At 39.3% G+C, this 14,425-nt stretch carries 14 protein-coding genes; 8 read left to right on the top strand and 6 right to left on the bottom strand.

Annotation, left to right across the window (positions count from 1 at the left end):
• Positions 1-206: 206 nt before the first annotated feature.
• A complete protein-coding gene (locus ACKPEB_RS20775; RefSeq protein ID WP_408966917.1) occupies positions 207-1,385 on the bottom strand; it encodes a type IV pilus twitching motility protein PilT in 1,179 nt (392 codons plus the stop codon).
• Positions 1,386-1,561: 176 nt separating this feature from the next.
• On the opposite strand from ACKPEB_RS20775, the gene ACKPEB_RS20770 reads away from it, so the two are divergent.
• The 5 genes from ACKPEB_RS20770 to ACKPEB_RS20750 all read left to right on the top strand — a co-directional run bounded on the left by ACKPEB_RS20770 (position 1,562) and on the right by ACKPEB_RS20750 (position 6,915).
• Entirely contained in the window at positions 1,562-2,737 is a 1,176-nt protein-coding gene (locus ACKPEB_RS20770; RefSeq protein WP_408966915.1) for a DUF58 domain-containing protein, read from the top strand.
• A gap of 140 nt (positions 2,738-2,877) precedes the next feature.
• Positions 2,878-3,243, top strand: a complete 366-nt coding sequence (locus ACKPEB_RS20765; RefSeq protein ID WP_408966914.1) for a ferredoxin-thioredoxin reductase catalytic domain-containing protein — start codon at positions 2,878-2,880, stop codon at positions 3,241-3,243.
• Between the two features lie 98 nt (positions 3,244-3,341).
• Positions 3,342-3,746 (top strand): DUF309 domain-containing protein, encoded by a 405-nt coding sequence (locus ACKPEB_RS20760; protein ID WP_408966913.1) that lies wholly within the window; start codon positions 3,342-3,344, stop codon positions 3,744-3,746.
• A 103-nt stretch (positions 3,747-3,849) separates the two neighbouring features.
• Positions 3,850-4,389 carry a hypothetical protein gene (locus tag ACKPEB_RS20755; RefSeq protein WP_408966912.1) on the top strand — a complete coding sequence of 180 codons (540 nt, stop codon included), beginning with the start codon at positions 3,850-3,852 and terminating at the stop codon, positions 4,387-4,389.
• A 267-nt stretch (positions 4,390-4,656) separates the two neighbouring features.
• Positions 4,657-6,915, top strand: a complete 2,259-nt coding sequence (locus tag ACKPEB_RS20750; RefSeq protein WP_408966911.1) for a ribonucleoside-diphosphate reductase subunit alpha — start codon at positions 4,657-4,659, stop codon at positions 6,913-6,915.
• 184 nt (positions 6,916-7,099) lie between these two features.
• Here the strand turns inward: ACKPEB_RS20750 and ACKPEB_RS20745 are convergent, their stop codons facing one another.
• A complete protein-coding gene (locus ACKPEB_RS20745) occupies positions 7,100-7,564 on the bottom strand; it encodes a hypothetical protein (RefSeq protein WP_408966916.1) in 465 nt (154 codons plus the stop codon).
• A 232-nt stretch (positions 7,565-7,796) separates the two neighbouring features.
• On the opposite strand from ACKPEB_RS20745, the gene ACKPEB_RS20740 reads away from it, so the two are divergent.
• Positions 7,797-8,360, top strand: coding sequence for a J domain-containing protein (locus tag ACKPEB_RS20740; protein ID WP_408966910.1), 564 nt, complete (start codon positions 7,797-7,799; stop codon positions 8,358-8,360).
• Between the two features lie 71 nt (positions 8,361-8,431).
• Positions 8,432-8,704, top strand: a complete 273-nt coding sequence (locus ACKPEB_RS20735) for a DUF3143 domain-containing protein (RefSeq protein ID WP_408966909.1) — start codon at positions 8,432-8,434, stop codon at positions 8,702-8,704.
• Between the two features lie 83 nt (positions 8,705-8,787).
• On the opposite strand, the gene ACKPEB_RS20730 is transcribed toward ACKPEB_RS20735, so the two are convergent.
• The 4 genes from ACKPEB_RS20730 to ACKPEB_RS20715 form a co-directional block, all read right to left on the bottom strand.
• On the bottom strand, positions 8,788-9,537 hold the full coding sequence (locus tag ACKPEB_RS20730) for an isoprenyl transferase (protein ID WP_408966908.1): 750 nt from the start codon (positions 9,535-9,537) through the stop codon (positions 8,788-8,790).
• On the bottom strand, positions 9,534-10,433 hold the full coding sequence (gene cdaA / locus ACKPEB_RS20725) for a diadenylate cyclase CdaA (protein WP_408966907.1): 900 nt from the start codon (positions 10,431-10,433) through the stop codon (positions 9,534-9,536). The genes ACKPEB_RS20730 and cdaA overlap by 4 nt, the downstream gene beginning before the upstream one ends.
• 116 nt (positions 10,434-10,549) lie before the next feature.
• Positions 10,550-11,938, bottom strand: a complete 1,389-nt coding sequence (lysA, locus tag ACKPEB_RS20720) for a diaminopimelate decarboxylase (protein ID WP_408966906.1) — start codon at positions 11,936-11,938, stop codon at positions 10,550-10,552.
• A 107-nt stretch (positions 11,939-12,045) separates the two neighbouring features.
• Positions 12,046-13,785, bottom strand: a complete 1,740-nt coding sequence (locus ACKPEB_RS20715; RefSeq protein WP_408967665.1) for a GUN4 domain-containing protein — start codon at positions 13,783-13,785, stop codon at positions 12,046-12,048.
• 248 nt (positions 13,786-14,033) lie between these two features.
• On the opposite strand from ACKPEB_RS20715, the gene ACKPEB_RS20710 reads away from it, so the two are divergent.
• Positions 14,034-14,425: GNAT family N-acetyltransferase (locus ACKPEB_RS20710; protein ID WP_408966904.1), on the top strand; the 392-nt coding region annotated here is incomplete at its 3' end.

Here is a 14,425-nt window from a genome sequence, read left to right as displayed (position 1 = left end):
TATCACGATAGAGGCAAGATAAAGTTACTGCCAAATTATAGAACGAAGGGGGAGCAGGGGGAGAAGAGGAGCAGGGGAGAGGGGATGAATTCCTATGTCTTTCCCTACACATCGCACTCTACACATCGAACTCCGCACTCTGCACTCTGCACTGCACACATGGAACTCCGTACCCATCAATCGTTAACCCTTAACCGTCAACGCTCTTAAGTGCTAAAAGGAGATTTGCCTTCTTTGAAGTGGCGGACGACCCCGGAGGAGTCAATACCCGCAGTACGGAAGCGACGATCTAAATCGGTGGGGTCAGGGGAGACTCGTTCGGCATCTTCCATTGTTACCCGCGCGGAGAGTACCTGTTCAAAGAGTGCTTGGTTAATCAGTTGCATTCCTTCATAAGTATCCGATTCCATCAACTGTAAGGCACTTTCCTCATCCCCTTTGAGTAGATAATCTCGCATGGCAGGAGTATTCACCAAAATATCGTGAACCGCCGTGCGTTTATGATCAACGGTAATTACTAATAATTGAGCAATAACGGCTACCAAAGAATCACAAATTTGAATTCTGACGGTGGGTTGTTCTTCAACGTTAAACAGGTTTAATAGACGATTAATGGCATTTAAAGCGTTTCGGGTGTGGAGGGTTCCTAATACTAAATGACCCGTTTGTGAAGCTTGTAAGGCGGTATTAACGGTGGTGCGATCGCGCATTTCCCCAATTAGAATTACATCAGGATCTTCCCGTAAAACAGCCCGTAATGCGTTATGAAATTCTAACGTATGTAAGCCAACTTCTCGTTGACTAATTAAACACATTTTCGAGGGGTGAACAAATTCAATCGGGTCTTCAATAGTAACAATATGCTTTTTCGCGCTTTCGTTCAGGTGACGAATCATCGCCGCTAAGGTCGTCGATTTCCCTGAACCCGTTGGCCCGGTGACTAAAATTAAACCCTGGGAATAACCAATAATATTTTTGAGAACCGGCGGCAATGCTAACTCATCAATCGAGGGAATTTGTAAATGAATTAAACGCAGAACTATTGCACCCCCTGTCAGGGAATCAAAACAATTGACCCGACAGCGAACTAACCCTGGATAAAAGATAGCGGTGTCTAGTTCTTTTGTTTCTACAAATTGTTGACGTTGATGGGGAGTTAGAATTTCATCTAAATACTGTTCAAATAGTTCAGGCGTGACTTTAGGATGATCTTTTACCCTCGCCATTTGCCCTTGAATTCTAAATCGAGGGGTATGTCCGACTCGAATATGAATATCTGATGCTTTTTTGCTATAAGCATCTTTCACCATTACTTTAATCGAGGAAGCCGGGTTAATCGAAGCGGGGGAAGACTCCACCGCAACAGAAGCCGGGGGTGGAGGCATTTTGGGGATCGGTTTTGGCGTGGCGGAGTTCGTCATAAGCTGTATGGTTGTTTAGCTGACTTCAACGCAGTTTAGGATTAATTGAATTATAGGCAATCTATTTGTCCCCTGTCGCTTTTGTACAAATTTTGTAATCCTCCCTTAAGATCAAATTAGGTAAAGTTCTATTTTATTCCATGAAAAAAAATCGGTTTCAAGTGCAACGTTGGTTAGAATCTCATTGGATCTCCCCGGGTTATGCAGGAGGATTACTGATTGCACTCTCGATCTTTTTCTTTGGTGCTGCAACGAATACCATGGCGGGATGGTTATATGTGATTAGTGGCATTAGTTTTGCTTTATTAGCAATTGCTGCGGTCTTACCTCAACAAGCTTTATTATCCCTACAAGTTCAACGAGAAACGATTAATCCTGTCAGTGTTGGAGATGATTTAACCTTAGAATTAACGATTAAAAATTCCAGCAATCAAGCTAAAACGTTAATACAAATTCAGGATTTATTACCTCCGGGTTTAGGAAAATCATCAACTGTCATTGAGCTTTTACCTGCCCATCATTACCATCATTGGGTCAGTTATATTCCTACCCAAAAACGCGGAATCTACCATTGGTTAGGCGTCAACTTAAGAACCGCCACACCGTTAGGATTATTTTGGTGTAGTCGAGAACGGCAAGTCCCCGCCACCGCCATAGTTTATCCCGTAGTTTTACCCTTAACTTCCTGTCCTTTAATTGATGAAATGGGACAAGAATATAATCCTAATGTTGATGAACAACGCCAATTTCAAATGGCAACTGAAGGGGTGACTCGTACCTTAAGACCTTATCGTTATGGTGATCCGACTCGTTTAATTCATTGGCGTTCCAGTGCACGATATGGGGAATTCCGAGTCAGAGAATTAGAAACCTCCCATGGCGGTCAGGAAATTATTATTGCTTTAGATAGCGCTTTTTTCTGGAATCCTGATGATTTTGAACAAGCTGTCATTGCGGCTGTATCCTTATATTGTTATGCTTGTCGCAGTCAATCCAATGTTCAATTATGGACAGCAAAAACCGGATTAGTGTATGGAAATCGAGTCGTTCTTCATACCTTAGCGGATATTCATTCAGGGGAAGATGTATTTATTAAAGAACCTCCAAATTTTCCGATGATTTGGTTAACTCAAAATCCGGCTTCCTTAACAACCTTACCTTTAGGTAGTCGATGGTTACTTTGGCCGTCTGATTCTCAATTAACTAGCCAAACTCACGATCAAATCCAAAAATTACCCCATTTGGGTTTAGAAATTCGTCCCGATATTTCGTTACAATCTCAACTTCAATCTTCTTTAAAACAATCCAATCTTTAAGTAATATTTCTCAATTTTCATTCAATGTCCATTTTCTGAACAGGTAAGATGCCTGTTCCACACACCCTTATTGTTTGCTCAATGAGTACCTATTGCGGTAAAATTAGAAATAATATTGTTATTAATTGACACGCCGATCCATGACCCCAGAAACGAACGATAAATTAGCCAGCGAAAAGAGCTTAATCGCAATGAAGCAGTTCTCTGAACAGTATGCCAGACGCACAGGAACTTTTTTTTGCGCTGAACCCTCCGTTACTGCTGTTGTCATTGAAGGGTTAGCTAAACATAAAGACGAGTTAGGCTCACCCCTTTGTCCTTGTCGTCATTATGAAGATAAAGAAGCTGAGGTCAAAAGCGCCTATTGGAATTGTCCCTGTGTTCCCATGCGAGAACGCAAAGAATGCCATTGTATGTTATTTCTCACCCCGGATAATGATTTTGCTGGAGAACAGCAAGTAATTTCCCTAGAAGAAATTGAAAAAGTTCGCGCTACAATGGTGTAACTATCAGCTTTGGTGTTGGGTTAGGTGTTAAATAATCGGGAAATTAATTGTTAGTTATTGATTCTGATTCTGTTGATTTGAGGTAAAAATTAAAATCCATGCACGAAGACATTCCCCAAGAGTTTTTGCAAGGCGTTACAGAATTTAATCAACAAGAGTTTTATGCCTGTCACGACACCTTGGAAGCCTTATGGATGGAAGCCTCAGAACCGCAAAAAAAATTTTATCAAGGCGTTTTACAAATCGCCGTTGGGCTTTATCATTTAAGTCAAAAAAATTGGAAAGGTGCCGTGATTTTAATGGGGGAAGGACTCGGACGTTTAGACTATTATCAACCAGATTATAGTGGAATTAATGTTGAACAGTTAATCGATGAAACGACTCAACTCTTAAAAGCCTTACAAAAGGCAGGGGCTGAAAACGTTGACCAGTTTCTCCCCTTAATGCAGCCTCAAGGAACTTTTCAAGGTTTAAAATTACCCAAAATTCAAAAAATTATGTGAGAGAGGCAATCAGCAATAGGAAATAAGCAATAGGAAATCGGGAAGCAATTATTTCTTCCTCCTGCTTTTTATACTTGCTATATATAGGCTCCTATTTTAATTTATGAATTCAATTAATAAACCGGCTCAAATTTTGATTGCTTTTCTGTTTATTTTTATTTTTAATAGTTTAATTCTTCCCGTGCGATCGCAAACCGTTTCAGAAGAAGATAGTTTATCTTTTGACTTAAATAAACCGCCTAAACCTTGTTTTTCAGAAGATGCGGTTTTACCCTTTCCTCCCTTATCTCAAACCGAACCGAGTCTTCCTAGTCTTTGGTTAGCACAACAACTCTATGGCGAAAACATTCTGCAAAATTGGTATATCGAAAATAGTATGGTTCAACTTTACCCCAATCTTTATTTAGATTCTCTGGTGACATTAGTTGTTGATCGAGAAAATTGGAATGCAGAACGCTATTTAGGACAATATGTATTTGTGAATCAATTTGCAAATATTACTCGCGGTTATGGTTATAATTTACGAGTCTGTAATCTTCAAGGTGATTTACTCGCCTATTATTACTGTGACTTCACCAATACTCCTTTAAATTGTCAAGTTCAAATTCGGTCTACAGGTTTAAGAAGACGTGATTTTCAATAATCAAATACTTGCGCTGACTTCAGGTTAACAAACATTAACTTCAACTGATCTTTACCTAACCTATCAAGCAACCCCAACATCTGTTTTAGGGGTTGTTTTCTTTGGCAACTTAGTAATAATAATTAGTTGAATTTTAAGTAAAGTTATCAAATATTACACTAGATATAGCGGAAAAAAAGATTTTTGTCAATCCCTGTCACTAAATATGGAATTAGAGTACAGTGGTAAGGCATGAAATTATTATAGAAGTGGGTCAAAAGATTGACTATGCAATCAACATCACTATCCATAGCGACAACCCCCAGCAAAGATATTAAAGTCATCAAACGGGATGGGAGTTTTGCACCGTTAGATGTGTCTAAAATTCGAGAAGTTGTCAACTGGGCTTGTGAGGGTATGGAGGCGAACCCCATCACCCTAGAAGCGGGACTCACCACCCGTCTCCGCAATGGGGTGACCACCAGAGAAATTCAGGATAATTTAATTAATTGTGCCCTAGAATTATGTAGTCCCTCAGACCCAGACTGGCGTTATGTCGCCGGGAGACTTCAGATTTGGAGTTTATGGAAAGATACCTTAGTTCGTCGGGGTTATGAATATGGCGACTATTGTAGAACCGTTCACAATAAAGTTGAACAGGGACAATATGATGTTCGGATTTTAACCTATAGCGTTGAAGAACTTCAAGAAGCCGGAAGTTGGATTAATCCAGAATGGGATAAAGATTATGATTATGCTGGGGCGGTTTTATTAAGTAAACGCTATTTACTCCCCCAAGAATTACCTCAAGAAGCTTTATTAACTTGTGCATTATTATTAGCAATTGTTGAAAAACCCGAAAATCGGTTATTTTGGGCTAGAAAATTTTATGAAGCGATCGCTCAACGGAAAATTTCATTAGCTACACCAATTTTAGCGAATTTAAGGATTCCCAATGGTTCCTTAAGTAGCTGTTTTATTACCGCAATGGATGATAACTTAGAAAGCATTTTTGACACCATCAAAGATGCGGCTCGGATTTCTAAAAATGGCGGGGGCGTCGGAACCAACGTCAGCCGCGTTAGGGCGACTGGAAGTTGGGTCATGGGCAAACAAAACACCTCTGGTGGCGTGATTCCCTGGATTAAATTATTAAATGATACAGCGATCGCGGTTAACCAAGGAGGTCGTCGGGCGGGCGCCATTACAGTGAGTTTAGATGTCTGGCATTTAGACGTTCCCGAATTTTTAGAAATGCAGACTGAAAATGGAGATCAACGTCGTAAAGCTTATGATATTTTTCCCCAATTAGTTATCCCTGATGAATTTATGCGTCGGGTGATTAATCGAGAAGATTGGACACTCGTAGATCCCTATGAAATTAGGAAAAAATTAGGTATTGAGTTAGCAGAAACCTGGGGTGAATCCTTTGAAAAAGCTTATCAACAAATCGAAGATAACTTAGATACGGAAATTACCCTTTATAAAAAGGTAAATGCTAGGGAACTGTTTAAGTTAATGATGCGTTCTCAAGTAGAAACAGGAATGCCTTATTTATGGTTTAAAGATACCTCAAATCGAGCCAATCCCAATCAACATGAAGGGTATATTCCGGGGGGGAATTTGTGTCAAGAATCGTGGAGCAATGTTAAACCCGGAGAAGAAGCCCATACTTGCAATTTAGATTCTTTGAATTTAGCTAATATTGAATCCGAAGAACTCCCAGAAATCTGTGAAATTGCGGTGCGAATTTTAGACAATACTATCGAAATTACAAACGCTCCCTTTGAAGCGAGTAAACATCATAATCAAAAATATCGTACCATTGGGGTCGGAGCGATGGGGTTAGCGGATTGGTTAGCTAAACGTCAATTAACCTATAACCACTTAACGGAAATTAGTCATCTGTTTGAAGATATCGGTTTTTATTGTACTAAAACCTCAATGGAATTGGCAAAAGAACGGGGTTTTTATCCCGCCTTTAACGGCAGTGCTTGGAGTCAAGGAAAATTAATTGGGGCGAAACCTGTAGAGTGGTTTTTACAACACGCTCAGCAGAAAGAACGTTGGCAACAATTAAGTTTAGATATTCAACAATATGGGATTCGTAATTCTCATATTACTGCGATCGCGCCTAACACTTCTTCATCTTTAGTTCAAGGCTGTACCGCCAGTATTTTACCTTGTTATAGTCGTTTCTTCTATGACAAATGGGCAAAAGGAACCGTACCCATTGCTCCTCCTTTCCTGCGAGATCATTTTTGGTTTTACCCGGAAAATAAAAGCTTAAATCAACAAATTGTTGTCAAAGCCGTTGCCACAGTTCAACAATGGATTGATACCGGAATTTCAATGGAATTAATGTTTAATCTCAATGAAGGAATTTATTTTCCCGATGAACCCGATCGCGCTATCAAAGCGAAAGATATTTATGAAACATTAGTTCTAGCATGGAAAAAAGGTTGTAAAGCCGTTTATTATGTCAGAACAGTACAGCGTGACAGCTTCAAAGAAGCCGATGATAGTTGTGTTGCTTGCGCCAACTAAACGTTAACAGACTCACCTAAAACCTCACGTAGAGACGCGCCTTAGCGTAGCGATGCCGAAGGCTATTGGCGCGTCTCTACAGGGGAAGGATGCGGAGCAAACATTTAAAGATTCCCTATTCCCTATTCCAATTCGTAATTCGTAATTCGTAATTCGTAATTCGTAATTCCCTATTCCCTACTAATTAAAGCACTTGATGAGTATAAGCGTGTTGTTTAACGTTATCTTCAGTACGAATAATTCTTTCAGAATTTAAAACCCGCTTTCGTTCTAAAGAGAAATTAAAGTCTTTAAAAGTTGTTCCTAATGGAATATGAATTGTTGCTTGGGGGCGATTTTTATAGGTGCGAGTTGCTGCGATCGCGCGGTCAATAAAATTCTCACAAAAATGGGCATCTGTTGTTAATTCAGGAGGAATTTTAGCTTCTCCATTGTTTAAAATAGAACCCAAAGTTACAGCCCAAGCTGTAGAATAAGATGTCGGAACACCTTTGAGAATTGCTTCTAATGCGGCGGATGGAATGGGTTCAACCACTTGCACTTGATGAACTTCCCCATCTTCTTTAATAAAACAGGTCGCTAAACCAATGATGACATAATCATCCGGTGATAATTCAGGGGCGTTAGGATATGGGGTTGTAGTTGTCATAGAAATTAAACGGTTCAGAATTCCTAGAATATTTGGTTCTGGTTGCATTGTACCAAGTTCCCATAACCCCCCATCAGACAGCAACCAAGCTCTGGAAGCGTCCAAACCCTTACCCAAGTTAAACAACAGGGATATTGCGAAAGTCCAAAAGCGTCATATTTTGCTAAAACTTTTAACGAAACTTTATGATGTAGTTAATCAAACTATCTATCTGATATCGAGTAGGAGCGCCGTGAGTTCCCCAGAAACTTCATCCCAACAGCAACCCCAACCCGAAAACCATCCAGCCCTAAGTTCCGGCTATTATAAACTGTTGGGGGTTCATCCCAGTGCGACCCCCATCGAAATTCGACGCGCCTATCGGGAACTGAGCAAACTTTATCATCCTGATACAACGGAATTACCAAAAGCGATCGCAACAGCCAAATTTCAAAGTCTTAATGAAGCTTACGCCACCTTAAGTAACCCCCAACGACGTCAATCTTATGATCAAAAAATCGGCTATTCTCGATATCATGTGATTCAAGTTCCAACCCATTTTAATCAACCTTATTCTAAAACCCATTCTGCTTCTCGTTCCTCTGCTTATTTAGACCCAACAGACCGTCCCCTATCCGCCGGAGAGATTTTTGCATTATTCCTGATGGGAGTTAGTTTAATTGGGTGCTTACTCTTAGCAATTTTTATGGGTTTAATTCGTTCTGGCGGAATCATTCAACCCATTCAACCTCCAGGGTTTTTAATAGATTTCAACCTTGATTTATTCTTGATCAGGGATTTATTCTTAATTCATTAAATCACAAAATCAGACCCATGCTATATAATTAATAATTAGTAGTAGTAAGTCGCTCTTTCCAGATTGAATTTATGACTTTACCCAGTTCCGATACACCTTTATATAATCATCCCTTACCCGATATAGAAAACTGGTTACGTTCTCATGGGGGTGAACAAGATAGTAAAGAGCTTCATTATTGGCGAATTGAGAACCCGAATTGGACAGCAGATTTATGGTTAGACGTTGACCAAATTACAGTGCGTTATATTGGTGCGGCAAACAACGGTCAAGATATTCAACGTTCCTTTAAATATTCCCTCTCTCGCAAAGATCTCGAAGCGGCTATTTTCGGTGGGCCTTAAATTATTGATCAGTGAAAAATTGAATTATTAACGGATCACTAAATTTGGGCGGGAAAACCCCGCCCCTAAAACGGATCACAAATTTAAACTTTCCCAAACCGACGTTCCCGTTTTTGATAGGAAGACAATGCGAGATGCAATTCTTGATGATTAAAATCTGGCCAAAGGGTATTGGTGACATAAATTTCTGCATAGGCAAGTTGCCATAATAAAAAATTACTAATTCGCAATTCTCCACTGGTACGAATTAACAAATCAGGGTGGCATATTCCCGCCGTATATAAATGCTGTTCAAACACCTTTTCATCAATATCTTCTGGGAGAATTAACCCTTGTTGAACTTGAGTGGCAATTTCTCGACAAGCACTTAAAATTTCCTGCCTTCCCCCATAATTAGTTGCGATTGTAAATAAAATACCCTTATTATTTTTCGTTTCCTCCATCGAATATTCTATTTTTTCCTGTAGAGACTGGGGAAGCGCCGTTAAATTTCCCACAAACTGAATTCGCACTTCCTCTTCCATCATTTCCCGCAGTTCTCGCATTAAAACCCGCTCAAACAAGGCCATTAAAAAATCGACTTCTTCTAACGGACGACCCCAATTTTCCGTCGAAAACGCATAGGCTGTTAGGGCTTGCACACCCCAATCTCGACAACAGCGTAAGATTTCTTTAAGGGCATCCACTCCTCGACGATGACCCATCGTTCGCGGTAAACCCCGACGTTTCGCCCAACGACCATTGCCATCCATAATCACAGCAATGTGTTTAGGCAAACGGCTTTGGTCTAAATCTGCGGGTAATTGATATATAACCCTTGTTTTAGCACTCATTTTTTCTCCCGAGAAGCTTTGGAACGAGGACGGAATAGGCGAGACACAAAAGCCCATCCTTGGGAACCCATGCGGTTTCCCCAATGGGTAATCGAAATTGAAGCCGCAGTTCGGTCATCATTGGATGTCCAAGACCGAGCTTCTAATAGCTCTTTCAGTTTACTGCTAGTTAAGGGTCGATTGAGGACTCCTTTCTCCGCCAAAGAAATTGAACCTGTTTCTTCCGACACGACAATACACATACATTTTGCCACCCGTTCCGTAATTCCCATGGCGGCGCGATGACGAGTTCCCAATTGTCGAGAGGCCATCCGTTCCGATAACGGTAAAATCACTCCTGCGGCTGCAATTCGAGAAGCTCGAATTAAGACCGCCCCATCATGGAGCAAGGTTTTGGGTTGAAAAATGGTTTGTAACAGTTCCCTGGAGACTTCAGCATTGAGTTTAACCCCCGGAACCGAAAAATCCCGTTCATCAATGGGGCTGGCTGTTTCAATAATAATTAATGCACCTGTCCGGTTTTGCGAAAGTTCTTTAACCGCTTCTACAATTTGATCAATGACTCCATCGGGTTCGGGAATGACACGGCGACCTTGACCCAACAGTTGCGAAACTTCTCCCCGGCCCAATTGTTCTAAAAATTGGCGGAACTCCGACTGTAACATCACCGCCATCGCTACGGCTGACCCTGTAACTAAACTATTGAGGGCAATATACAATAACCTTAAATTAGCCCAGTTACTCAGAGCCGTTGCCAACATCAGAATAATAAACCCTCGCACCATCCACAGAGTCCGGCGTTCTCCAATGATGACTAACACCACATAAGCGACGGCAAAAACTAATCCAATATCAAGACTTTGAATCAACCAGGGAGGAATTCCTTGCTTTGTCATGAAGAGGCGCTGTATTCATCGAAAATTATTATCAAATTTTAAAGTTAAATTGTTAGCGGTTAACGGTTGACTCTTGATTGTTAAAGTATCAACCGTCAAGAGTCAACTGTTAATCGTTAAGGGTTGAGTGTCAACCGTTCGGGAAGTCGGTCTTTTCGGATTAAATCTTGGTAAGATTCTCGTTCAATAATCACGTTAGCATCGCCATCATGAACTAAAACCGCCGCAGGTTTAGACAGTCGATTATAGTTCGATGCCATACTATAGTTGTAGGCTCCGGTTGCCATCACCACCAGAATATCCCCAGATTCAACTTGAGGTAGTTGAGCATCCTTAATTAAAATATCCCCAGATTCACAATGTTTTCCTGCCAGGGTGACTTTTTCAGTCATGGGTGCAGACATTTGATTTGCCAATACCACTCGGTACAAGGACTGATAGGTTATCGGACGGGGATTATCGGACATCCCGCCATCTACAGCAATATAGGTGCGAATTCCAGGGACTTGTTTTTGAGAACCAACGGTATAAGCTGTAACGCAACTAGACCCAATAATCGACCGTCCCGGTTCACACAATAATCTCGGTAGGGGATATTGTTTTTGTTCACAAGCCTTTACAATGGATTCAGTAACAATTTTTACCCATTCTTCAATGCTGGGAGGGTCGTCTGATTCGGTATAACAAATGCCTAAACCGCCACCAATATTAACTTCTGAGATATTTAAGCCATATTGATTCGCCTTAGTCAATGTATCAATAATAACAGATCCTAAATCTTCGTGGGGTTGTAATTCAAAAATTTGCGAACCAATATGAGCATGAACCCCAATACAAACTAAACCCGGTTGTTGACTAATAAATTGAAACACTTCATCCAATTGACCGGGATCAAAACCAAATTTACTATCTAAATGTCCGGTACGAATATATTCATGGGTATGACATTCAATTCCAGGGGTAAACCGAATCATAACCCGAATCGGATGATCAACAATCGACTGTTGACTCAGTTGAGCCAGAATCTTTAAATCTGACCAATTATCCGCAACAACCGTACATCCATTTTCAATCGCTAATTGAATTTCTTCTGAGGATTTATTATTACCATGTAAGTAAGTTTTCTCCGGTGGAACTCCAGCTTGTAGCGCCGTATAAAGTTCTCCCCCTGAAACCACATCAATGCCTAATCCTTCAGAGGCGACAATGGCACAAATCGCTAAACAATTCCAGGCTTTAGAGGCATACAAAACTAAAGATTCGCCCGGATAATGACGTTTGAAGGCTTCCCGGTATTGTTGACAAGCCGTTCGCAGGGTGGTTTCATCGACAATATAAAGGGGTGTGCCAAATTGTTTAACTAAAGCGGTAACATCACAACCGCCTATTTCTAAGTGATCTTGGGGGTTGACTTTCGCCGTCAGAGGGAGTAAATGTTGATTGGGCGATCGCGTTTCAGTAGCATCCGTTGATGCCGATAGGTATTGCAGTCCAGAATTTTGCACAGGAAATACTATATTAACACTTCTATGGATCTGATTTTACCGTAAAGTTGTCCTCCCTTACCAATCGAAAGGACGAAGAATGGCAATGGGTTCTCTATCTGATGATATTAAGATTCCCAGTCATTTCGTTCTAGGATTGGTTTGAGATACCATTTAATAGTTAAGTAACGATTGACTTCATCAGGTTTGAATAAATAACTGGCGGATTCTCGGATATTCTTTTGTTCTGGAAGTTTTAGATCTGCATAGATGTTCAACCAAAAAGCAGGTAAATGTCCTTCAGGAGCTTTATCCAAATCAAGTATTAATTTCTCATAATTTTTACAGCCAAACCATGTTCGCCAATCTAATTTAGCTGTTAAACTTTCAATCTTTTTATCTGTAAAATAAAAACTTCTTTGAATCTTAAAGCCAAATTTACCTTGACTATGAAAAGTCCATAATTTATCTATATTACGAATTTCCTCGCCTGGTATTAATGCTACCTTATCTTTTATATTTCTATTAAGTAACTCCAAAATGATAGAACCTGTTTCTTGATCAGCATTTTTCCATTGACCTTGAGCTAACAAAGAATTTAAACTATCATAACTAATAGGCGGAAATGCTTGATAAATTTCATTAGTTAATTTATCTTTCACAATTTCTTCAGATGTGTTTTCAGGAAAATAATCTTGACTGATTTGATTTAGTTGTAACACTAAATCTTCAGAAGGAACCAATTCAAACTTATATTGAGATTTATATTTATAGTAATAACACGCTAAATGACCAATTCCGTAAATCATGAGTGCCTTTGCACCAACCTTTAATGCTTTCGTTAGAGCTATACCAGATTTGAGCCAGTCTATTCCAGCTTCTACTACTTTTTCAGATAACAAAGTAAAACCAAAAATGTATAAGGCTTCTGTTTTTCGTTCAGTAGCCTTAGCATCAAAACCATAAATATCTGCTATTTGGTAGATCATCTCTGCTGCTAATTTAGATAAGCGTGGTAGTTCTATAGTTTGTAATCCATTCAATATACAATTAACTGTTTGTACTACATCTGCAATTAACTCAACTCCAGCAGCTTGCAGAGATTTGTGAATAATTAATTGATGCGCTATTTCGTAAGGAGTTTGATTCCGAGATCTTGATTTTAATCGGTTAACTGATTTTTCTGCTGCGCCAAAATTAATCTCACCAATAGATTCAGCTATCCATTCTGTTAAGTCTTTCCAAGCATCCTCATTAGCTTCTTTTCTATAATTATCTAGTTCAGGGATAGTATTAACTTTATTTGTCAGATCAAGATAATTCTTTTTCTTTAAAATTTCTTGTTCTTCTGGCGAAATTTCGTTTTCTTGTGCCTCATCATTTTCTATATATTCAGGTTCTAATTGCTCATTATCATTATTGTTATCATTTCCGTTTTGTTCTTGAATAAATATATTGCTATTTTTAGCAGCATAATCTACTTGTTTTTTAACTCTGACAACTAAACAGCGAACAACTTGCTCATAACCCTGAATCTCTTTATACAATTTCGTTGCTTGCTGACCATTTGCTTTATAGGTAATTTTTATATAGATACCCGGCACTTTTTTTAGATTTGCTTTCTTATCTCTTCTAATAAATATCCCTTTACGGCGTTTTAAAACTGGATAAGAAACTAATTGTTGAACTAAAATTTTATTTTTAATATCTTTTGGAATATCATCATCTAAGCTTTTAATCTCATAAGATACAACGGGATCTATGAACTTAATATCTGAAGCTCCATATATAATAAGGTGATTATAAAATTTTTCGAGAGTTTCGTATACTTCTTGTTTTGCAAGTTGAGGATGTAAAATGCACATCATTTCGTAGGATCTAGGCATAGAGTTGTATTGGGGTTTAATTTTAGAATTTTCTCTATCTTATCACATAAAGCATATTTCAGGAAGAAGGACTATAGTGGGAGCGTCCTCGCTCCCTAATTAGATCAAGAATTAATGATTAGTGTTGGGAAGCGGGCGATCGCAAATTTGTTAAAATTTAAGAGGTTTTCAAATTATATTTTTGTTATGATAACATTGCTCAAAGCTAAACTTTAAAGATACTCGTTTAAATGGGAAAACAATATTTAGAATTACAAGTTTTAACCGATGATCAACTTTCTGCTGTTGTTGAACTTGATCAACGTTGTTTAGGCGGACTTTGGACAATAGATGGATATCAACGAGAAATTGATAGCCCCAATAGTGATTTAATTATTTGGAAACGGGTCAATGAAACCGAAAATTCACAACCGATCCTAGAAGACTTAAAATTGCCTAAAATAGAATTAAAAAATCCGGGAAGTTCGGGTAATGAAATCATCGGAATTGGGTGTTTATGGGCAATCTTAGAAGAAGCACATATCACCATTTTAGCCATTGATCCAGACTATCAAGGAAAAGGGTTAGGTGAGGCATTATTATTTCAATTATTAGTATCAGCTTGGAAACGAAAACTCGAACG

Source organism: Planktothrix sp., from assembly GCF_046067725.1.
Lineage (GTDB): Bacteria > Cyanobacteriota > Cyanobacteriia > Cyanobacteriales > Microcoleaceae > Planktothrix.
This window is presented reverse-complemented; position numbering and strand designations above follow the sequence as displayed.